2 protein-coding genes are annotated in these 25,001 nt (G+C 64.9%); both read left to right on the top strand.

Annotation, left to right across the window (positions count from 1 at the left end):
* Window positions 1-363: 363 nt before the first annotated feature.
* The gene (locus AB4N82_RS28195; RefSeq protein WP_122763624.1) at window positions 364-13,269 is read left to right on the top strand and encodes a non-ribosomal peptide synthetase; all 12,906 of its coding nucleotides are present in this window, start codon (window positions 364-366) and stop codon (window positions 13,267-13,269) included.
* Entirely contained in the window at window positions 13,266-24,593 is an 11,328-nt protein-coding gene (locus tag AB4N82_RS28190) for a non-ribosomal peptide synthetase (protein ID WP_122763623.1), read from the top strand. The genes AB4N82_RS28195 and AB4N82_RS28190 overlap by 4 nt, the downstream gene beginning before the upstream one ends.
* The last annotated feature ends 408 nt before the right edge of the window (window positions 24,594-25,001 follow it).

The raw sequence follows: 25,001 nt of genomic DNA, 5'->3' as shown, positions 1-25,001 counted from the left end.
CTGCGGGGTATTAATCTGCGGTTTTCGTTTTCAGGTAAGCGCAAAAGCCTGATGGCTAAGCGTCCTGTCTTACCTCTCTGAGAGATTGATCTACCCTGAATCGCCCCGGATTCTCCAGACACCTCGCAAACAGCTCGCCGGATAACGGCAGAAATTTACGGAACCAACCCCCGTCCCCCTTGTCCCCGCTTCCCATGTCACCCCCCACCCCCCAAATCCCTTAATTTCCTACCCCTACCGGAAGCCTCTCCAGGCCCCCGGCTGCGCCCGCTTTTTAACGTTGGGCGCACAGCGCATCCGATTCAAACGGCAGCTGAAAACGGACTTTCTCCTCCACCGTGACTTACCAGGCAGGTTACCCCCATGCAGTTCAGCGAATTATTGGCAGCGATTTCCACTCATGCGATCCGTCTGCAACTGGAAGAGGGCGATCTGATCATCCTCGGTGACGATGAGGCGTTGGATGACCGGCTGTGGGATCAGTTGATCGCTCACAAGCCCCGACTGCTGGCGCTGGTGGCTGAGCATGGCGGTGATTGGCTGAGCCCGGCTTACCGCATCACGCCTGAGATGTTGCCGTTGGTGAGCCTTGAGCAGACGGCCATCGACCGTATCGTCGCGGCCATCCCCGGTGGTGTGGCGAATGTGCAGGATATCTACCCGTTGGCACCGTTGCAGGAGGGCATGCTGTATCACCACCTCTCGGCCGGGCAAGGCGATCCTTACGTGCTGCATGCGCAGTTTGTGTTCGACAGCCGCGCGCGCCTGCATGCTTTTGCCGAGGCGCTGCAATGGGTGATCGACCGTCACGATATTTTGCGCACGTCCATGGTCTGGGAGCGCTTGGACGAGCCGCTGCAAGTGGTGTGGCGCAAGGCGACGCTGGCGTGTGAGGAAGCGCATTTCAGCGGTGGCGATGCCCTGGCTCAACTGATCGCCCGCTACGACGCCCGGACTTACCGGATGGACTTGGGTCAGGCGCCGCTGCTGCGCCTGGTGTTTGCCGACGACCCAGGCAATCAGCGGGTAGCGGCGATGTTGCTGTTCCACCACACCATCCTCGACCACACCGCGCTGGATGTGGTGCGCCACGAGATCCAGTTGTACCTGGCCGGCCAGCAAGCCCAGGCCGCTGAGCCGGTGGCGTTTCGCAGCTATATCGCCCAGGTGCGCCATGGCGTCAGCGAGCAGGCCCATGAAGGGTTTTTCCGCGAGATGCTGGGGGACATTGATGAGCCGACCCTGCCGTTTGGCTTGCAGGATGTGCAGGGCGATGGCCAGGGGATCGACGAGGCGCGCATGCCTGTCGACGCTGATCTGAGCCGCCGCCTGCGCAGCCTCGCGCGGCCCTTGGGCGTCAGCGTGGCAAGCATGATGCACGTGGCGCTGGCCCGGGTATTGGGCGTGGTCTCGGGCCGTGAAGCCGTGGTGTTCGGTACCGTGATGCTCGGCCGCATGGGGGCGGGCGAGGGCGGTGAGCGGGCGTTGGGGATGTTCATCAATACCTTGCCGTTGCGGGTGGATGTGGGCGAGCAGAGCGTGCGCGCCGGGGTCAAGGCCACCCATGAGCGGCTCACCACATTGCTCAATCACGAGCATGCATCCCTCGCGCTGGCCCAGCGTTGCAGCGGGGTCGCCGCGCCGACGCCGCTGTTCAGTGCGATGCTCAACTATCGCCACAGTGCTGCGACGGATATGGCCGAGGTGATCGAGGTGGCCGAGGGCATCCAGGTGCTGGGTGCCGAGGAGCGCACTAACTATCCGCTGACGGTGAATGTGGATGACCTGGGCGAAGGCTTCGCGCTGACGGTGATGGTGGACGCGTCCATTGGCGCAACTCGGGTGGCGAGCTACCTGCACACAGCGCTCCACAGCCTGGCCGACGCCCTTGAACAGCGACCGGAGATGCCGCTGAGCGGCCTGAACATCCTGCCTGAGAACGAGCGTCATCACCTGCTGCACCATCTCAATCACACCCCCTGCGCTTACGCCGACACCGCCCTGATCCACCAGCACGTCGAAGCCCACGCCGCGGCCCATCCCGACGCCATCGCACTGCGTTTCGAGCAGCAACGCCTCACCTATCGTCAACTCAACGAACGCGCTAACCAGGTTGCCCATCGCCTGCTGGCCCAGGGCGTGCGCCCCGATGACCGCGTGGCGATCTGCGTGGAGCGCGGCCCGGAAATGATCATCGGGCTGCTGGGCATCCTCAAGGCCGGCGCGGGGTATGTGCCGATCGACCCGGCGTATCCGCTGGAACGCATCGCCTACACCCTGCACGACAGCCAACCGCTGGCGGTGCTGGTGCAGGCCAACACCCGTCACTTGGTGGGCGAACTGGCGCAGATCGACCTCAATGGCCTGCGCGGTGAATCCCTGATCAACCCGCACGTTGCGGTCAGCCCGCAGCACCTGGCCTATGTGATCTACACCTCCGGCTCCACCGGCCAGCCCAAGGGCGTGATGATCGAACACCGCCAGGTGGCGCGACTGTTCAGCGCCACTGAGCAGTGGTTCGGCTTCGACCACACCGATGTGTGGGCACTGTTTCATTCCTTTGCGTTCGACTTCTCCGTGTGGGAAATCTGGGGCGCGTTGATGCACGGCGGCCAGTTGCTGATCGTGCCGCAATTGGTCAGCCGCTCGCCGGACGAGTGCTACACGCTGTTGTGCGAAGCGGGCGTGAGCATCCTCAACCAAACGCCAAGCGCCTTCCGCCAGTTGATTGCGGCCCAGGGCAACAGCCCCCAGGCCCACTCGCTGCGCCAAGTGATTTTCGGCGGCGAAGCCCTGGAGCCGGGCATGCTCAAGCCGTGGTACGCCCGGGCGATCAATGCCGGCACCCAACTGGTGAACATGTACGGCATCACCGAAACCACCGTGCACGTGACTTATCGAGCGCTGCACGCGGCGGATGCGCAGTTGGTGGGCGTGAGTCCGATTGGCGTGCGCATTCCCGACCTGCAACTGTATGTGCTGGACGCACAGCGCGAGCCGCTGCCATTGGGCGTGGTCGGCGAGTTGTACGTCGGTGGTGCCGGTGTGGCGCGGGGGTATCTGAACCGCGCCGAATTAACCGCCGAGCGCTTCCTGACGAACCCAACCACCGGCCAGCGCCTCTACAAAACCGGCGACCTCGGCCGCCTGTTGGCCGATGGCAGCGTGGAATACCTGGGACGTAATGACGACCAGGTAAAAATCCGTGGTTTCCGTATCGAGTTGGGCGAAATCCAGGCGCGCCTCGCCACCGCTCAAGGTGTGCGCGACGCCGTAGTCATCGCCCGTGAAGACACGCCCGGTGACCAGCGCCTGGTGGCCTATGTGATCGCCGAAGGCGACATCAACGTCGCGATGCTGCGTGATCATTTACGGCTGAGCCTGGCTGACCATATGGTGCCCAGCGCCTTCGTGTTGCTGGACACCTTCCCGCTGACCCCCAACGGCAAACTCGACCGCAAGGCCTTGCCCGCGCCGGATGCCGACGCGTTGGCCCGACGTGATTACGAGGCTCCACGCGGCACCGTTGAAGTAGCCATCGCGACCCTCTGGCAAGACCTGCTCAAACTTGAACGCATTGGGCGCGACGACAACTTCTTCGAACTGGGCGGTCATTCCCTGCTGGCGGTCAAGCTGATTGAGCGTATGCGCCAGGTCGACCTCAGCGCCGATGTGCGCGTGTTGTTCGGCCAACCCACTCTTGCCGCACTCGCCGCGGCGGTGGGCGGGCAACGGGAAGTGCGGGTGCCGGTCAACCAGATCCACGCAGACAGCCCCGTCATCACCCCGGACATGCTGCCGCTGATCGAACTCGAACAGGCCGCCATCGACCACATCCTGCAACAGGTGCCCGGCGGCATCGGCAATGTGCAGGACATCTACGGCCTCGCGCCGTTGCAGGCCGGCATCCTGTATCACCACCTGGCAACCACCGACGGAGATCCCTACGTGTTGCAGGTGCAGTTGGGTTTCAACGATCAAGCGGCGTTGGACGCGTTTATCCAGGCGCTGCACAGCGTGATCGAACGCAATGACATCCTGCGCACCGCGATCCTCTGGGAAGGCCTGGACGAACCGGTGCAAGTGGTCTGCCGCCAGGCGCCGTTGGCCGTTGAGCGGGTCGAAACCCCAGGCGTGGATGCCCTGGCCCACCTGCAACAGCGTTTCGACCCACGCCACTACCGCCTCGATCTGTCCCGCGCCTCGTTGATGCGCCTGGCCTACGCCGAAGCGCCGGGCGGCTTCGTCGGCATCCTGCTGCTGCACCATATCCTGCTCGACCACACCGCCCTGCACGTGCTGGTGCAGGAGATGAGCGCCAGCCTGTCCGGGCGCAGCGCGCAACTGCCTGACGCGGTGCAGTACCGCACCTACGTGGCCCAGGCGCGGCTGGGGGTGAGCCAGGCCCAGCATGAAGCGTTCTTCAGCGAGATGCTGGGTGATATCGATGAGCCGACCCTGGCCTTCGGCTTGCAGGATGTGCACGGCGACGGCAGCGGCATTGTCGAGGCGCACCTGCCGTTGGAACCGGCCCTGAGCCTGGGCCTGCGCGAACAGGCGCGGCAATTGGGCGTGAGCACCGCGAGCCTGGTGCACCTGGCCTGGGCGCATGTGCTGGGGCAAGTCTCCGGTCAGCAGGACGTGGTGTTCGGCACCGTGCTATTGGGCCGTATGCAGGGCGGCGAGGGTGCCGACCGCGCCCTGGGGATGTTTATCAACACCTTGCCGCTGCGGGTCAGCGTCGGCGCAGTCGGCGTACAAGCCGCCGTGCGCGCCACCCACGCGCGCCTGGCGCAGTTGCTCGGGCATGAGCACGCGTCGCTGTCCCTGGCCCAGCGTTGCAGCGGGGTGCCGGGCTCATTGCCGTTGTTCAGCACGCTGCTCAACTACCGCCACAGCGCGCCGGATGAAGCGCCGGGAGACAGCCCGTTTGCGGCGTCCGGCATCCAGATCCTGAGCTCCGAGGAGCGCAGCAACTACCCGCTGGTGCTCAACGTCGATGACCTGGGCACAGGCTTCGCGCTGACCGTGCAAGGCGTAGCCACGCTGGACGTGCAGCGTGTCGGCGACTACATGCTCACGGCCTTGCGCCATCTGGTGACCGCGTTGCAACAAGCGCCGACCACGCCAGTGCAAGGCGTATCGATTGTGCCGCCTGCCGAGCGCAACCAACTGCTGGTGGAATTCAACGCCACTGCCCGCGATTACCCATCGCAACTGACCGTGCACCAACTGTTCGAAGCCCAGGCCCTGGCGCGTCCCGAAGCCGTGGCGGCGGTGCAAGGCCAGTTATCCTTGAGCTATCGCGATCTCAATCGCCGCGCCAACCGTCTGGCCCATCACCTGATCAACCAGGGCGTGCAACCGGGGGAAAGCGTGGCGATTGCGTTGCCGCGCTCCCTCGATCTGCTGATCTGCCAACTGGCGATCCTCAAGTGTGGCGCCGTGTACGTGCCCCTGGACGTGAATGCGCCGCTGGAACGCCAGGCGTTTATCGTGCAGGACAGTGGCGCGAAGCGGGTGCTCAACTCCCTGGCCGAGCTGAATCTGGACGCGCTGTCCCCGCGCAACCTCGACTTGGTACTTTCCTCCCACAGCGTGGCGTACATCCTCTACACCTCCGGTTCCACGGGGGCGCCCAAGGGCGTGCAGGTACCACACCGCGCGATCTCGCGCCTGGTGCTCAATAACGGCTACGCCGAGTTCAACCCTCAGGACCGCGTGGCCTTCGCTTCCAACCCGGCGTTCGACGCCAGCACCCTCGACGTGTGGGCGCCGTTGCTCAATGGCGGCTGCGTGGTGGTGGTCGAACAGGCAGTGCTGTTGTCCCAGGCCGCGTTTGCCGCGCTGTTGCAGGAGCAATCCGTCAGCGTGTTGTGGATGACCGCCGGGTTGTTCCACCAGTACGCCGATGCGCTGCTGCCGGTGTTCCCGCAGTTGCGTTATCTGATCGTCGGCGGCGATGTGCTCGACCCGCACGTGATCGGCCGCGTGCTCAAGCACGGCAAGCCCCGGCACTTGCTCAATGGCTATGGGCCGACGGAGGCCACTACGTTCTCCACCACCCATGAAATTACCCACCTGGGCGAGGGCGGTATTCCGATTGGCCGGCCGATGGCGAATGCCCAGGCCTATGTGCTGGATGTGCGCCAGCAACTGTTGCCATTGGGCGCGGTCGGCGAGCTGTATATCGGTGGCGCGGGCGTGGCCAAGGGGTACTTGAACCAGCCGCAACTGACCGCCGAAAAATTTATCCCGAACCCGTTTGGCGAGGGCGTTCTGTACCGCACGGGCGATCTGGCGTGCTGGCAGGCCGACGGCACCTTGCTGTACCAGGGACGCAATGACCTGCAAGTGAAGATTCGCGGGTTCCGCATCGAGCCGGGTGAAATCGAAGCCTGCCTGGGAGCCTTCGCTGGCGTGAACGACGCAGTGGTGCTGGTGCGCGAAGACGAACCCGGCGACAAGCGTCTGGTGGCGTACTACACCGCCGCCGCGCCGCTGCCAATCGAAGCGCTGCGCGCCCATCTGCAAGGTCAGTTGCCGGATTACATGGTGCCGTCGGCCTATGTCTGGCTGGCGCTGATGCCGCTCACCGCCAACGGCAAGCTGGACCGCAAAGGCCTACCGGTGCCGGATGCAGGCGCGCTGCTCAGCCGTGGTTATGAAGCGCCGGAAGGCGAGGTGGAAAGCCTGCTGGCGCAGATCTGGCAGGACCTGCTCAAGCTCGACCGTGTGGGCCGGCATGACCATTTCTTTGAGCTGGGCGGGCACTCGCTGCTGGCGGTCAGCCTGATCGAACGCATGCGTCAGGCGGGCCTGAGCGCGGATGTGCGGGTGCTGTTCAACCAGCCGAGCCTGGCGGCGCTGGCGGCGGCGGTGGGCAGTGGTCGGGAGGTTGTGGTGCCGGCCAATGGCATTCCCTCGGGCTGCACCCACATCACGCCAGCGATGCTGACCCTGGTGCAACTCGACCAAAGCGCCATCGACCGCATCATCGCCAACGTCCCCGGCGGCGCGGCAAACGTGCAGGACATCTACCCGCTGGCGCCCTTGCAGGAAGGCATCCTGTACCACCACATCAGCGCCGAGCAGGGCGACCCGTATCTGCTGCAATCACGCATGGCCTTCGACAGCCTTGAGCGGTTGCACGGTTTTATGGGCGCGTTGCAACGGGTCGCCGCCCGTCACGACATCTTGCGTACCGGCGTGGTCTGGGAAGGCCTGGACAGCCCGGTGCAGGTGGTCTGGCGTGAGGCGCACCTGGTGGTGCAGGAGGTGAACCTTGATCCCGCCGAGGGCGACATCCTCGAACAGCTGCACGCCCGTTTCGATGCGCGGCATTACCGCCTGGATATCACCCAGGCGCCGCTGTTGCGCATGGTTTACGCCCAGGATCCAGTGAACGGGCATGTGGCAGCTATCCTGCTGTTCCACCACTTGGCGCTGGACCACACCGCCATGGACGTGGTCGGTCACGAGATGGGTGCGTTCCTGTTCAACCACGGCCAGGACTTGCCGGCGGCCGCGCCATTTCGCAACTACGTGGCCCAGGCGCGCCTGGGTGTGAGCGTCGACGAGCATGAGCGGTTCTTCCGCGAAATGCTTGCCGACATCAATGAGCCCACCTTGCCCTTCGGCGTGCAGGACGTGCAGGGCGACGGCCGTGATATCGAAGAGGCCGAACAGGCCCTGACCATGGCGCTGGCCCAACGCGTACGTGAACAGGCGCGGCGCCTGGGCGTGAGCGCGGCAAGCCTGATGCACTTGGCTTGGGCCCAGGTGCTGGGGCTGGTCTGTGGGCGTGACGACGTGGTGTTCGGCACCGTATTGATGGGCCGTATGCAGGCCGGCGACGGTGCGGATCGGGCCTTGGGGATGTTCATCAACACCTTGCCGCTGCGGGTGGACACCGCAGTCAGCGCGGTCGCCGCCGTCAAGGCCACCCATGCACGGTTGAGCGCGTTGCTCGGCCATGAACACGCGTCCCTTGCCCTGGCTCAGCGTTGCAGTGGGGTGGCGGCCTCCACGCCGCTGTTCAGCGCGTTGCTCAACTACCGTCACAGCCATCCCGGCGCCATGGCCCGCGACGGCCAAGGAATTTGGGAAGGTGTGCAGTTGCTGGGCGGTGAAGAGCGCAGCAACTACCCGCTGACCCTGAGCGTCGACGATCTGGGCGAAGGCTTCGGCCTGACCGTGCTGGCCTTGCCCCGCATCGGCGCCCAGCGCCTGTGCGAGTACATGGCCAATGCCGTTGAACACTTGGTCGATAGCCTGGAAAACACTGCGCAAACCCCGCTCAATCAGTTGCCTATTCTCCCCGCCAGCGAACGCGAAACCCTGCTGCGCGAGTTCAACGCCACGGCTGAGGATTTCCCGAGCGGCCACACCGTGCAGGGTTCCTTTGAAATCCAGGCCGACCGCCAACCTCACGCCATAGCCGTGGTGCAGGACGGCGAGTCGCTGACGTATCAGCAGCTCAACCAACGTGCCAACCAGTTGGCCCATCACCTGATCGCACAGGGTGTGCAGCCGGACGACCGCGTCGCCCTGTGCTGCCGTCGTGGGCCGCAGATGCTGGTGGGGTTGCTGGGGATTCTCAAGGCCGGCGCCGGTTATGTGCCGATTGACCCGGCGTATCCCGCCGAGCGCATTGCTTACTTATTGCAGGACAGCGCACCGGTAGCGGTGCTGGCCGAAGCGAGCACCCGCGACTTGCTGGGCGCGGTCACCAGCATCGACGTGCACGCAACCTGGCACCACCCCGTCAGCAATCCGCAACTCGCCGCCCTGACACCGGCCCACCTGGCCTATGTGATCTACACCTCGGGCTCCACCGGCCAGCCCAAGGGCGTGATGGTGGAACACCGCACCGTGGAAAACCTGGTGCATTGGCACTGTGAAGCCTTTGGCCTGCACGCCGTCAGCCACACCAGCAGCGTGGCCGGCTTTGGCTTTGATGCGATGGCCTGGGAGGTATGGCCAGCGCTGTGCGTGGGCGCCACCCTGCACCTGCCACCGGAGGATGTGGGCAACGAAAACATCGACGAACTGCTCGCCTGGTGGCTGGCGCAGCCCTTGGACGTGAGCTTTCTGCCCACGCCGGTGGCCGAATACGCGTTCAGCCAGGACTTGCAGCACCCCACCTTGCGCATCCTGCTGATCGGCGGCGACCGCCTGCGCCAGTTCAGCCAGGAGCGACGCTTTGCGGTGATCAACAACTACGGCCCCACCGAAGCCACCGTGGTCGCCACCTCCGGCCGCGTACGTGCCGGGCAGGTGCTGCATATCGGCCGACCTATCGCCAATGCCAGCGTCTACGTGCTGGACGCGCAGTTGCGTCCGGTGCCGGTGGGGGTGGCCGGTGAACTCTATGTGGGCGGCAGCGGCGTGGCGCGGGGTTACCTCAATCGCCCGGACTTGAGCGCTGAACGCTTTCTGCAAGACCCGTTCAATGACGGGCGCATGTACCGCACCGGCGACCTGGTGCGCTGGTTGCCCGATGGCAATATCGAGTACCTGGGACGCAACGATGACCAGGTAAAAATCCGTGGCGTGCGCGTTGAACTGGGCGAAATCGAAAGCCGCCTGGCGGCACTGCAAGGCGTCGGCGACGCGGTGGTGCTGGTGCGCGAAGGCCGCTTGATCGCCTGGTTCACCGAGCAACAGCCGCTGCTGATTGAAAGCCTGCGCGAGCAACTGCAGGCGCAGTTACCGGAGGCTTTGGTGCCGGTGGCCTACGTCAAACTCGACGCGCTGCCCCTGACCGCTAACGGCAAACTCGACCGCGGTGCCTTGCCGGCACCGGATCAGGCCGCGTTGCTGACCCGTGACTACGAAGCGCCTCAGGGTGAAGTGGAAACCACCCTGGCCGCGATCTGGGCTGAGGTGTTGCAGGTTGAGCAGGTGGGTCGCCACGATCATTTCTTTGAGCTGGGCGGCCATTCGTTGCTGGCGGTCAGCCTGATCGAACGCATGCGCCAGGTCGGCCTCAGCGCCGATGTGCGCGTGCTGTTCAGCCAGCCGACCCTGGCCGCGCTGGCGGCAGCGGTGGGCAGTGGGCGCGAAGTGCAGGTGCCCGCCAACCGCATCCCGGTCGACTGCCAGCGCCTGACCCCGGACCTGTTGTCGCTGGTGGAACTCGACCAATCCACCCTTGATCAAGTGGTGGCCCAGGTGCCCGGTGGCGCAGCCAATGTGCAGGACATCTACCCGTTGGCGCCGTTGCAGGAAGGCATTCTCTACCACTACCTCACCGCCGAGCAGGGCGACCCGTATCTGCTGCAATCGCACCTGGCGTTCGACAGTGTCGAGCGCCTGCACGCCTTTGCCCAGGCGCTGCAACAGGTGATCGACCGCCACGACATCCTGCGTACCGGCGTGGTGTGGGAAGGGCTGGTGCAACCGCTGCAAGTGGTGTGGCGCAAGGCCCGGTTGCCCCTTGAACAGCTGCAGCTTGAAGGCGATGTACTGGCCGGCCTGCATCAACGTTTTGATGCACGCCGCTACCGCCTGGACATCAGCCAAGCGCCGTTGATTCGCCTGGCCTACGCCGACGATCCGGCCAACCAGCGTGTGGTTGTGGTGCTGCTCTATCACCATATCGCCCTCGACCACACCGCCTTTGACGTGGTGCTGCGGGAAATGCAGGGTTATCTGCTGGGCCATCCGGCGCCGACCGCTGCACCGATGCCGTACCGCAACTACGTGGCCCAGGCGCGCTTGGGGGTGAGTGAGCAGGAGCATGAAACGTTCTTCCGCACCCTGCTCGGCGATGTCGACGAGCCAACCCTGCCATTCGGCCTGCAAAACGTGCGCGGCGACGGTAACGCCATCGAAGAGCACCGCCTGCACCTGGACAGCGACCTCAACCGCCGCCTGCGTGCCCAGGCCCGTTTGCTGGGTGTGAGCACCGCGAGCCTGTTCCACCTGGCCTGGGGCCAAGTGCTGGCGGCCACGTCCGGGCGCCAGAGTGTGGTGTTCGGCACTGTGTTGGTGGGGCGTCTGCAAGGCGGTGAAGGGGCCGACCGTGCGCTGGGCGTGTTCATCAATACGTTGCCGCTGCGCCTGGATATCGACGGTCAGGGCGCACGCTCCGCCGTACGCGCCACGCATGCGCGGCTCACCGCTTTGCTCGGTCATGAGCACGCTTCCCTGGCCCTGGCCCAGCGTTGCAGTGGGGTGGCTGCACCTGCGCCGTTGTTCAGCTCAATGCTCAACTATCGCCATCGCGGCGGCGCCACCCGTTCCCAGGAGGCGCAACACGCCTGGGAAGGTATGCAGACCCTGGTCAACGACGGGCGCACCAACTACCCGCTGACCTTGAACGTGGATGACCTGGGTGATGGCTACGACGTGACTGCGTTGGCCCAGGTCGATGCGCAACGCGTCTGCGGGTACCTGCAAGTGGCCCTGTCCGGGCTGGTCGAGGCCCTGGAGCAGGCACCGAACCAGGCGCTCAATCGCCTGCCGATTCTGAGTTCCGAGGAGCGACACACGCTGCTGGTGACGTTCAACGCCACGGAGGTGAACTACAACCTCGACCAGACCCTGCACGGGATGTTCGAAGCCCAAGTTCAGCGCACGCCGCACGCCATCGCGGTGAAGGCGGGCGAGCAGCAGCTTACCTACCAACAACTCAACGAGCGTGCCAACCGCCTGGCCCATCATCTGCGCGCGCTGGGTGTACAGCCGGATGCCCGGGTGGGGATTTGCCTGGAGCGCGGCCTGGACATGGTCGTCGGCCTGTTCGCCATCCTCAAGGCCGGTGGCGGTTATGTGCCGCTGGACCCGGCGTACCCGCTGGAGCGTATCGCCTACATGCTGCACGACAGCGCGCCGGTCGTGGTGCTGGCCCAGAACGCCACCGTAGGCTTGCTGGGCGACGTGCCGCTGCTCAATCTGGACCTGAACACCTGGCAGCATCAGCCGCTGAGCAACCCCGAGGTACCGGGCCTGACCGCCCGGCATCAGGCCTACGTGATCTACACCTCAGGCTCCACTGGCCAGCCCAAAGGCGTGATCAACGAACACGCCGGGGTGGTCAACCGGCTGCTGTGGATGCAGGACGCTTATGGCCTCAAGGCCGATGACGCGGTGTTGCAGAAAACCCCGTTCAGTTTCGACGTGTCGGTATGGGAATTCTTCTGGCCGCTGTTCACGGGCGCACGCTTGGTGATGGCGCGCCCCGGCGGGCATAAGGACCCGGCATACCTGTGCGAGGTGATCGAGGCCGAACACATCACCACGTTGCACTTTGTGCCGTCGATGCTCGACGTGTTCCTGGCCCATGGCGATGTGAGCCAGGCGGCTGGGCTGGTGCGGGTGATGTGCAGCGGCGAAGCGCTGCCGGGCAGCCTGGTGCGCCGTTTCAAGGCGCAGTTGCCGGGGATCGGCCTGTACAACCTGTACGGCCCGACTGAAGCGGCGGTGGACGTGACCGCCTGGAACTGCGCACGCCCCGACGTGCCGGACAACACTCCCATCGGCAAGCCCATCGCCAATACGCGCATGTACGTGCTGGATGCGCAGTTGCAGCCGGTGCCGCTGGGTGTGGTCGGCGAGCTGTTTATCGGCGGTGTGCAAGTGGCGCGGGGTTACCTGAACCGCCCTGAGCTGACTGCCGAGCGCTTTCTCGACGACCCGTTCCACGCGGGTCGGATGTACCGCACCGGCGACCTTGGCCGCTACTTGCCCGACGGCACTATCGAATACCTGGGCCGCAATGACGACCAGGTCAAGATCCGTGGCCTGCGTATCGAACTGGGGGAAATCCAGGCGCGTCTGCTTGAGCACTCCCAGGTCAGCGAAGCGGCGGTGGTCGCCCGTGAAGATCGCCTCGTCGCCTACTACACCGGTACGCCAACCGAGATCGAGGCACTGCGCGCTCACCTGCTGCAACACCTGCCGGACTTTATGGTGCCCGCGCTGTTCGTGCACCTCGACGCGCTGCCCTTGAGCCCCAACGGCAAACTCGACCGCAAGGCTTTGCCAGCGCCCGGCTTGCACGCCTTGAACGTGCGTGAGTACGAAGCGCCGGAAGGCGACACCGAAATCCTGCTGGCGCAGCTGTGGGCCGAGTTGCTCAACGTGGAGCGGGTCGGGCGCCAGGATAATTTCTTTGAACTGGGCGGGCACTCGCTGCTTGCCGTGAGCTTGATCGGGCGCTTGCGCCAGGAAGGCATGGAAGCTGACGTCCGGGCGCTGTTCGAACAGCCGACCCTGGCCGGCTACGCCGCAATGACCGAACGAATGGAGATCGTCCTGTGAGCCTCTTAGAGCTGCTGGCAACCCTGAAAACCAAGGACATTCAACTGGCGCTCAAGGGCGAGCAGTTGTCGGTGCAAGGCAACAAGCAAGCGTTGAGTGACCCGGCGATCCTTGCCGCCTTGCGCGAGCACAAACCGGCGCTGATCGAGCTGATTAAGGCCGGCGAGTATTCCGCCACCAAGGCCGGTGAAGTCGACGTACCGGCCAATGGCATCCCGGCCGGCGCCCAGCACATCACACCGGACATGCTGACGTTGTCCAGCCTCAGCCAGGACGAGATCGACCGCATCGTCGCCACCGTCGACGGCGGCGTGGCGAATATCCAGGACATCTACCCGCTGGCACCGTTGCAGGAAGGCATCCTGTTCCACCATGTCAGCGCCGAGCAGGGCGACCCGTACGTCATGCAATCTCAGTTCGCGTTCGACAGCCTGGCGCGCTTCGAGGCGTTCGCCCAGGCGCTGCAAGCGGTGATGGACCGCCATGACATCCTGCGCACCGGCGTGGTCTGGGATGGCCTGCAACAGCCGTCGCAAGTGGTGTGGCGCACGGCGCGCCTGCCGGTGCAGGCCTTGCAACTCGACCCGGCGGATGGCGAGATCGCCGCCCAACTGCACGCCCTGTTCGATGCGCGCCACTATCGCCTCGACGTGACCCAGGCGCCGTTGCTGCGCTTGGTGCGTGCCGATGACCCGGCCAATGGGCGTATCGTCGCCACCTTGCTGTTCCACCACATGGCCCTGGACCATAGCGCCCTGGAAGTGGTGTGCCATGAAATGCAGGCGTGCCTGCTGGGGCAAGGCGCGGCGTTGGGCCAGGCGGTGCCGTTTCGCAACTATGTAGCCCAGGCACGGCTGGGCATCAGCGAGCAGGAACACGAAGGCTTCTTCCGCCAGATGCTTGGCGATATTAGCGAGCCGACCTTGCCGTTTGGCTTGCAGGATGTGCAGGGCGATGCGCGGGGCATCAGCGAACTCAGCCTGCCCTTGGCGGCGCTATTGAGCCAGCGCTTGCGCACCCAGGCGCGGCAGTTGGGGGTAAGCGCGGCAAGCCTGTTTCACCTGGGCTGGGCGCAGGTGTTGGGAGCATTGGCCGGCAAGCAACAGGTGGTGTTCGGCACGGTGTTGATGGGCCGTATGCAAGGCAGTCATGACACGGACCGCGCCTTGGGCATCTTCATCAACACCTTGCCGTTTCGCGTGGACGTGGACGGCCAGGACGTGCGCGCCGGGGTCAAGGCCACCCATGGTCGACTCACCACACTGCTGCGCCACGAGCATGCGGCACTGGCCCTGGCCCAGCGCTGCAGTGGGGTGATCGCGCCGACGCCGTTGTTCAGCGCGCTGCTCAACTATCGCCACAGCGCGCCCGCCGCCAGCGCCGAAGCCGTCTCGGCGTGGCAAGGCATCGCCGCCCTCAGTGCTGAAGAACGCACCAACTATCCACTGACCCTGAGCGTCGATGACCTGGGCGAAGGCTTTGGCCTGAGCCTGCTGGCCAGCACCCAGGTGGACCCGCAGCGGGTCTGCGCCTACCTGCAAACTGCCCTGGAAAACCTGGTGACGGCCCTGGAGCAGGCGCCGGACACCGCGCTCAATCAAGTGCCGGTGGTGCCCGCCGTCGAGCAGCGGTTGCTGTTGGAACAGTTCAACGCCACCCAGGCCGAGTTCCCCCAAGGCACCACCTTGCATGGGCGTATCGAAGCCCAGGCCGTTCTCACGCCACATGCCATCGCGGCGGTGCAGCTTGAACGCTCGCTGACCTACGCTGAGCTCAACGGGCAAGCCAACCTGCTGGCCCATCACTTGCTGGCGCTGGGCGTCAAACCCGATGACCGCGTGGCCATCGTCGCCCGTCGTGGACTGGACACCCTGGCCGGGTTGCTGGCGATCCTTAAAGCCGGCGCCTGCTACGTACCGGTGGACCCGTCCCACCCGGCCGAGCGCCTCGCCTACCTGCTCAGCGACAGCGCCCCGGTGGCGGTGCTGACTCAGCACGCGTTGCTCCAACGCCTGCCCGAGCTGGACGTGCCGGTGATCAACCTGGACCGCTATACCTGGCACCACCACGCGGCGAGCAATCCCAGCGTCGCCGTGACTCCCGCGAACCTCGCCTATGTGATCTACACCTCCGGCTCCACCGGCCTGCCCAAAGGCGTGATGGTGGAACACCACACCGTCACCAACCTGGTGGATTGGCATTGCCGCGCCTTCGACCTCTGCGCCGGGCGCCACACCGCCAGCGTCGCCGGGTTCGGCTTTGATGCCATGGCCTGGGAAGTGTGGCCGGCGCTGTGTGTCGGCGCGACCCTGCACCTGCCACCGGCCCATGACGGCCCCGAAGACATCGACGCGTTGCTGGCCTGGTGGTGCGCGCAGCCGCTGGATGTGTGCTTCCTGCCGACGCCGGTGGCCGAGTACGCCTTCAGCCAGCACATCGAGCACCCGACGCTGCGCACCTTGCTGGTCGGCGGCGACCGCCTGCGGCAGTTCGGGCGGGCGCAGCGGTTTGAGCTGATCAACAACTACGGCCCTACCGAAGCCACGGTGGTCGCCACCTCCGGAAAGGTCGAGGCGGGGCAGGCGTTGCATATCGGCAAGCCCATCGCCAATGCCACGGTGTACGTGCTGGACGAGCAACAACGCCCGGTGCCGCTGGGCGTGGCGGGTGAGTTGTATGTGGGCGGCAAGGGCGTGGCGCGCGGCTACCTGAACCGTCCGCAACTAACCGCCGAACGCTTCCTGGACGACCCGTTCAACGTCGGACGCATGTACCGCACCGGTGACCTGGTGCGCTGGTTGCCCGACGGCAACCTCGATTACCTGGGCCGCAATGACGATCAGGTGAAAATCCGTGGTGTGCGCATCGAACTGGGGGAAATCGAAACCCAACTCAACCAACTGCCGAGCTTGCAGGAAGTGGTGGTGCTGGTGCGTGACGAGCGGCTGGTGGCGTACTACACCGAAAACCCGCAACTTGATTCATTGGCGGTGGGCGATATCCGCGCCCATCTGGTGGCGCACCTGCCGGACTACATGGTCCCGGTCGCCTTCATGAAACTTGACGCGCTGCCCTTGACCGCCAACGGCAAACTCGACCGCAAGGCCCTGCCAGCGCCGGATAGGGCCGCGGTGTTTACCCGCCAATACGCGACGCCCGAGGGCGAGATCGAAAGCAGCCTGGCGCAGATCTGGGCCGATGTCTTGCAGGTAGAACGCGTCGGCCGTTACGACCACTTCTTTGAACTGGGCGGGCACTCGCTGCTCGCCATGCGCATGGTGTCCCAGGTGCGCCAACGACTGGGCGTGGAGCTGTTGCTCAGCGACCTGTTTGCCAATGCCGAACTGGCCGCCGTTGCCGACGTGCTGGCCCAGGCCGGTCGCAGCACCTTGCCGGCGATCCTGCCGGCCAACCGCGATGAGCCGGTGCCGCTGTCGTTCGCCCAGCAGCGCTTGTGGTTCCTGGCGTTGATGGAAGGCGCCAACACGGCCTACAACATTCCCATCGGCTTGCGCCTGCGCGGGCAACTGCATGTGCAGGCCTTGCAACGGGCGCTGGCTCGGATCGTTGCGCGGCACGAAACCCTGCGCAGCCGCTTCGCCCAGCACGGTGACGACGCCCAGGTGCTGATCGTCGCGGCCGACGACGTGCTGCCGCTGCAAGTGCAGGACTTGCGCCGTCACCCGCAACCGCAACAGGCGCTGGATGCGTTGATCCACGGCGAAGCGTCGGCGCCGTTCGACCTCGAACGCGGCCCGCTGCTGCGCGGGCGCCTGGTGGTGATGGCCGACGAGCACCATGTGCTGTTGCTGACCCTGCACCATATCGTCTCCGATGGCTGGTCCATGGGCGTGCTCACCCGCGAACTGATGGCGCTGTACCAGGCCTTCAGCCATGGGCAGCCCGACCCGTTGCCGCCACTGCCGATCCAATACGGCGACTTTGCCGTGTGGCAACGCTTGTGGCTCAGCGGCGAAGTACTTCACCGCCAGAGCCGCTATTGGCAACAGGCCCTGGCTGGTGCGCCGGCGTTGCTCAGCCTGCCCACCGACCGCCCGCGCCCGGCGCAGCAGGACTACGCCGGCAGCAGCGTGGAGATCCGTCTGGACGAGCGCCTCACCGCCGGGCTCAAGGCCTTGAGCCAACGCCACGGCAGCACGCTGTACATGACGGTAATGACCGCCTGGGCGTCCTTGCTCGCGCGGCTCTCGGGGCAGGCAGATGTGGTGATCGGCTCGCCGGTGGCCAACCGTACGCGCACTGAAGTCGAAGGCCTCATCGGCCTGTTCGTCAACACCCTGGCGGTGCGCATCGACACCTCGGGCGCGCCCACTACCGAAGCGCTGCTGGCGCGGGTCAAGGCGCTGACCTTGGCGGCCCAGGCCCATCAAGACCTGCCCTTCGAGCAAGTGGTCGAAATCACCCGGCCGGTACGCAGCCTGGCCCACAGCCCATTGTTCCAAACCCTGTTGGCCTGGCAGGACAGCAGCGCGCCGATCCTGGCCCTGGGCGACCTGGCCCTGGAAGGCATCGTGGAGAACAGCCACTTTGCCAAGTTCGACCTCTCGCTGAACCTCGGCGAAGTGCAGGGCACGATTATCGGCGCGCTGGAATACGCTGTGGCGCTGTTCGATGAAGCGACGATGCAGCGTTACGTCGGCTACTTCACCCGCGTGTTGCAGGCCATGGTCGATAACGACCAGGCGGTGTTGGAGCATGCGCCGCTGCTGGACGAGGGCGAGCGTCGGCAGGTGCTGTTCGATTTCAACGCCACCCAGGTGGATTACAACCTCGACCAGACCTTGCACGGCATGTTTGAAGCCCAGGTGGCCCGCACGCCCCATGCGATTGCGCTCAAGGCTGGCGAACAGCAACTGACGTACGCCGAGCTCAACGCGCGGGCCAACCAACTCGCCCATCACTTGCTGGCGCTGGGTGTCCAGCCGGATTCGCGGGTGGCGATCTGCGTGGAGCGCGGCCTGGAGATGGTCATCGGCCTGTACGCGATCCTCAAGGCCGGCGCCGCTTATGTGCCGCTGGACCCGGCTTACCCGCTGGAGCGCATCGCCTACATGCTCAGCGACAGCGCACCCGCTGTTGTACTGATCCAGGGCGCTACTCGTGCGCTGGTGGGCGCGGTGCCGGTGGTCGATCTGGACCAACCGAGCTGGCACGCGCAATCCGTGGATAACCCCGCGGTGCAGGGCCTGAGCGCCTATGTGATCTACACCTCCGGCTCCACTGGCCAGCCCAAGGGCGTGATCAACGACCATGGCGGCGTGGTCAATCGCCTGCTGTGGATGCAGGACGAGTATGGGCTCACCGCCCAGGACCGGGTCTTGCAGAAAACCCCGTTCAGCTTTGATGTGTCGGTCTGGGAATTCTTCTGGCCGCTGTTCACCGGCGCCTGCCTGGTGATGGCCCGTCCTGGCGGGCATAAAGATCCGGCGTACCTGTGCGAGGTGATCGAGGCCGAACACATCACCACGTTGCACTTTGTGCCGTCGATGCTCGACGTGTTCCTGGCCCATGGCGACGTCAGCCAGGCGGCCGGGCTGGTGCGGGTGATGTGCAGCGGCGAAGCGCTGCCGGGCAGCCTGGTGCGCCGGTTCAAGGCGCAGTTGCCGGGGATCGGCCTGTACAACCTGTATGGCCCGACCGAAGCGGCCGTCGACGTGACGGCATGGAACTGCGCGGGCCCGGTGACGCCGGACAACACGCCCATCGGTAAGCCCATTGCCAACACCCGCATGTACCTGCTGGACGCGCAGTTGCAGCCGGTGCCGCTGGGCGTGGTCGGCGAGCTGTTTATCGGCGGCGTGCAAGTGGCGCGGGGGTACCTGAACCGTGCGGAACTGACCGCCGAACGCTTTCTTCAAGATCCATTTACCAGCGGTCGCATGTACCGCACCGGCGACGTCGGCCGCTACTTGCCCGATGGAAATATTGAGTACCTGGGCCGCAACGACGACCAGGTGAAAATCCGTGGCCTGCGTATCGAACTGGGCGAGATCCAGGCGCGCCTGACCGAGTGCCCAGCAGTCAACGAGGCTGCCGTGATCGCCCGCGAAGACCGTCTGGTGGCGTACTACACCGGTGCCTTCACCGACATCGACGTGCTGCGCAGTCAGTTGCTGCATCACTTGCCTGAATTCATGGTGCCGGCGATCTTCGTTCATCTCGACGCACTGCCCCTGAGTCCCAACGGCAAACTCGACCGCAAGGCGCTGCCCGCGCCGGGCCTGGATTCGGTGGTGGTGCGCGAATACGAAGCGCCTCAGGGCGACACGGAAATCGCCCTGGCAAGCCTGTGGGCCGAGTTGCTCAAGGTGGAACGTGTGGGCCGTCACGATAACTTCTTCGAACTGGGCGGGCATTCGTTGCTGGCGGTGAGCCTGATGGGGCGCATGCGCGGCCTTGGCTTGTCGGCGGACGTAAAAGTGCTGTTCGGTCAGCCAACCTTGTCGGCACTGGCGGCGGCGTTGGGCACTGGTCGTGAAGTGGCGGTGCCGGTCAATGGCATCGTTGACGGTTGCACCTCGATCACGCCGGGCATGTTGCCGCTGATCGCGCTGGAGCAAGTCGCCATCGACCGCCTCGTCGCCTGCATCCCCGGCGGTGCGGCGAATGTGCAGGATATCTACCCCCTGACGCCGTTGCAGGCCGGCATGCTCTATCACCACCGCGCCGTGCAGGAAGGCGATGCCTATGTGTTGCAGGCGCAGTTTGCCTTTGACAGCCGCCAACGTCTGGACGCGTTTGCCTTGGCGTTGCAGGCGGTGATCGAGCGCCACGACATCCTGCGTTCGTCGTTCCACTGGGACGGCCTGGAAGAACCGGTGCAGGTGGTCTGGCGCAAAGCGTCGCTGCGGGTTGAAACCGCGCCGCTGCCGCAACGCCTCGACCTGTCCCAAGCGCCGTTGATGCGCCTGGTGTGCAGCGAAGAAACCCCGCGTGTGGTCGCCACCTTGCTGTTCCATCACTTGGTCATGGACCACATCGCCCTGGAGATCCTGCAACACGAGATGCAGGCGTTTCTGTTGGGCACTCAACACCGCCTGGGAACGCCTGTGCCGTATCGCAACTATGTGGCGCAGATGCGCTTGGGCGCAGACGATCACGAAGGGTTTTTCCGCGAAATGCTCGGCCAGATCGACGAGCCCACGGAAGTGGCCAAGCTGGGCATCGATGAGCAGGCCCGTCTGACGATTGCTCCCGAATTAAGCCAGCGCCTGCGCACTCAGGCGCGCCAATCCGGCGTCAGCGCCGCCAGCCTGATGCACTTGGGCTGGGCCCAGGTGCTGGGCAAGGTGTCCGGCCGTGAGCAGGTGGTGTTCGGCACCGTGATGCTTGGCCGCTTGCAAGGCGGTGAAGGCGCCGAACGGGCCATGGGCGTGTTCATCAATACGTTGCCGTTGCGGGTCGACCTGGGCGAGCACTCGGTACGCCACGCCGCGCGCGCCACCCATGCGCGGCTGAGCCAACTGCTCAGCCATGAACACGCGCCGCTGGCATTGGCCCAGCGTTGCAGCGGCGTGCCGGTGACCACGCCGCTGTTCAGTGTGCTATTCAACTATCGGCACAGCGCGCCGCAGGCCGGTGCAGTCGTCGAGGCATGGCAAGGTATTGAGCTGCTCAAGGCCGAGGAACACAGCAACTACGGCCTGTCGATGAGCGTGGATGACCTGGGCGATGGCTTCACGTTGAAAGCCTCGGGGCAGGGCGCCCGGCGCCTGTGTGAGTACCTGAATGTGGCCCTGGAGCAACTGGTGCAGGCGCTGGAACAGGGTAGCGATATCGCCATCAGCCGTTTGCCGATCCTGCCCGCCGCCGAACAGCATCAACTGCGGCTAGCGTTCAATGCCAGCACCCGCGACTTCCCCCGTGAACACACCGTGCAGCGTCTGTTCGAAGCCCAGGCCCAGGCGCGTCCGGACGCATTGGCCGTGGTGCATGGCGAGCAGCGTCTGAGCTACGGCGAGCTCAATACCCGCGCCAATTGCCTGGCCCATTACCTGTTAGGACTGGGCGTAAAACCTGGCGACAACGTGCCGATCCTGCTGCCGCGTTCTGTCGCGCTGCTGGTCGGCCAACTGGCCGTGTTGAAGTGCGCGGCCGCCTATGTGCCGCTGGACATCAACGCGCCCGCCGAACGTCAGGCGTTCATGGTGCAGGACAGCGGTGCGCGCTGGTTGTTGACCCACAGCGACGCGGTGATCGAGTACGCGGCGCAACGCCTGGACGTGGACACCCTGGCCCTCGATCCACAACCTAGCCATAACCCAGATTTGTCGCAGTCTTCGGACAGCGAGGCGTACATCATGTACACCTCCGGCTCCACCGGCGTTCCCAAGGGTGTGCTGGTGCCCCATCGGGGCATCACGCGGTTGGTACTCAACAACGGCTATGCCGATTTCAATGCCAGCGACCGCGTGGTCTTCGCCTCCAACCCGGCGTTCGACGCCAGCACCATGGATGTATGGGGGCCACTGCTTAATGGCGGGCAAGTGCAGGTGATCGATCACGCCACCTTGCTCGACCCTGTGGCATTCGGCATGGCGTTAAAGGGCGCGACGGTGTTGTTCGTCACCACGGCGCTGTTCAACCAGTACGTGCAACTGATTCCCGACGCGTTGGCGGGTTTGCGCATCCTGCTGTGCGGCGGCGAGCGTGCCGATCCAGCGGCGTTCCGCAGCCTGTTGGCCCAGGCGCCGACGTTGCGCCTGGTGCATTGCTACGGCCCAACGGAAACCACCACCTACGCCACCACCTATGAAGTGCGCGCACTTGCCGACGACGCCGACAGCGTGCCGGTGGGGCGACCGATCTCCAACACCCAGATTTATGTGCTGGATGCGCACTTGCAGCCAGTGCCCCAGGGCGTGACCGGTGAAATCTGCATCGGTGGTGACGGCGTGGCCAAGGGGTACTTGAACCGTCCTGAACTGACCGCTGAAAAGTTTGTGCAGGATCCGTTCAACCCAGGCGCCTTGATGTACCGCACTGGCGACCTCGGCCGCTGGACGGCGCAGGGCCTGCTCGAATGCATCGGGCGCAATGACGATCAGGTGAAAATCCGTGGTTTCCGTATTGAGCTGGGAGAGATCGAAGCGCGCCTGATGACCTGCGTGGGTATTCAGGACGCGGTCGTGTTGGCCCGTGAAGACGCGCCGGGGGATAAGCGCTTGGTGGCGTATTTCACCTGGGCTGCCGAACCGGTAGGCATCGACAACGTACGTGCCCATCTTCAAGGGCAACTGCCAGACTACATGCTGCCATCGGCCTATGTGCCGCTGGACCGCTTGCCGTTGACTGCCAATGGCAAGGTCGACCGAAAAGCCTTGCCGGTGCCGGCTCTGGACGCGCTGGTCAGTCGTGATTTCGAAGCACCGACCGACGCCCTGGAACAGACCTTGGCGCAATTATGGGGCGAGGTGCTGAAGCTGGAGCAGGTGGGCCGGCATGACAGCTTCTTTGAACTGGGCGGGCATTCGCTGTTGGCGATTCGCCTGGTCAACCTGATGGACGAAGCGGGGCTGGCAGTGAGCCTGGCCGAGTTGTTCCAGCACGCCAGCGTGGCGTCGGTGGCGACCATGCTGCGCCAGCGCACCGCTGAGCCGGTGCGCGACAGCTCGGTGATTACGGTGCGCAGCAGCGGCTCGCAAGCGCCGTTGTTCCTGGTGCATGAATTCAGCGGCATGGACGTGTATTTCCCAGCGCTGGGCCAGCATTTACCGGGTGATTACCCGATCTATGGCCTTCCGGGTGTGGCGCTCGGCGAGGCGCACCTCAACACCCTGGAAGGCTTGGCGGCGCGCATGGTGGGCCTGATTCGCGGCTTGCAGCCCCATGGGCCGTATCGCATCGCCGGCTGGTCATTTGGCGGTGTGCTGGCCTATGAAGTGGCGATGCAGCTACTGGGGCTGGATGAACCGGTGGCGTTCCTTGGCTTGATCGACAGCTACGTGCCGCGCCTGACCGACCAGGGCAAGGCGCGTTGGAGCGGGCCAGACGCGCTCAAGCGGCATTTGCTGTTGCAGTGCCGCGCCTATTGGAACGCACAGGGAGGTGTGGATGAGCTGGCAAGGATTGAACAGTTGGACGCGCAGATTGGACAGTTGGACTTTGCAGGTGTGCTGCAACGCTGTCGCGATCAAGGTTTGCTATACGCGCAAATGGCGGCGGCTGCGGATGCGGACCTCTTGAGCTTTATCGAGCGCGAAGTCGGGCATGGGCATGCGCTGGCGCACTACAGCTTGTTTCCGCTGCCGGTGCCTGTGCACCTGTTCAGCGCTATAGAGCGGCCGACCGAGTTGTCGCGGCGCAGTGTGTCGCTGGGTTGGGATGACGCCCTGGCGCCTGGGCAGTTGCGTCAGGTTGAAGTGCCGGGTGATCACCAGAGCATGATGCAGGCGCCGCATATCCGTGCGCTGGGTGCGGCGATGACAGAAGCATTGGCAGGGTGTTCACCGGTGAGGGAAACGGCGCATCAACCTTTGCTGCGGATCCAGAGCGGACGGGCCGGGTATGCGCCGGTGTTCTGCGTGCCGGGGGCAGGGGACAGCGTCACCGGGTTTGTGGGCCTGAGCGAAGCGCTTGGACGGGACTGGCCGTTGTTTGGCTTGCAGCCACGTGGGTTGGATGGCGAGGCGGTGCCCCACAGCCAGGTGGAAGCGGCAGCGCGCTGTTATCTGCACGCGCTGGAACATGAGTGCCCGCATGGGCCGGTGCATCTGGTCGGGCATTCGTTTGGCGGCTGGGTGGCACTGGAGATGGCGCTGCGGTTGCAGGCGGCTGGACGGGAAGTGGCGTCGTTGACGGTGATCGACAGCGAAGCGCCGGGTAGTGCGGGTCGGGCTTATACGACGACGGCGGCGTTGTTGAGGTTGATCGAGGCGATGCAGCTGGCGGCGGGGAAACCCTTGGGGATTGACCGTGAAACCTTCGCGGTTGGCGACGAAGTGGCGCAGCGCCAGAGCCTGCATGGGGGAATGGTTGGGGTGGGGTTGTTGCCGGCCCGTGCCAGTGTTGATGCGATGGCGGGACCGGCCCGGACTTATGCGGCGGCGTTGCGTACGGAGTATCGGCCGACTCAGCGATATCGCGGGGTGGTGCGGTTGGTGTTGGCGCAGGATCCGGCGTTGGATGCGGTGGGCAATCAGCGGGAGCAGGGGGGGATGATTGAGGGGTGGCGTAAGCAGGGCAGCTCTTTGGAGGTTTGGTATGGGGTGGGGAATCACTTCACATTGCTCAAAGCACCGAATGTTCACGGGCTGGCGCGGTGGTGGTTGGACACTGCGGTGATTGGGGAGGTGGTTTCGTGAAGAGGGTATACCGCTTTAAATGTGGGAGGGGGCTTGCCCCCGATAGCGATCTTTCGGTGCACATATCCATTCCCGCGGTAACGGCGGCTTGTGGTTCCGCTCTTACAGCGGGTCACTTTTGGAAAGGCCGGAATGCCGGCCCAGCCAAAAGTAACCAAAAGGCCTTCGCCCCACCACTCGGCACCTCGCCTAGGCTCGGCGTGCCCTCACTCCGGCTTTGGAACGTGGGCCGCCGCTCCAAAACCTGCGTTCGGCCAGCGTGGTTTTACGGGGCGACCGCGGATCACAAGCAAGAGCGCGGCGGCCTTAGAGCCGACCGGTTTATTGAGTCGAACTGCTTTCACAGGTGGGAGGGGGCTTGCCCTCGATAGCGATCTTTCGGTGTGCATATCCATTCCTGCAGAAACG

It is taken from the genome of Pseudomonas sp. H1_D04 (assembly GCF_054683855.1).
Note: the sequence above shows the minus strand (reverse complement) of the source record. Positions and strands in the feature narration are given on the sequence as shown.

What these genes read in the sequence shown, in the direction of transcription:
- AB4N82_RS28195 (WP_122763624.1), top strand. Translation starts at nt 364, where the DNA reads ATGCAGTTCAGCGAATTATTGGCAGCGATTTCCACTCATGCGATCCGT.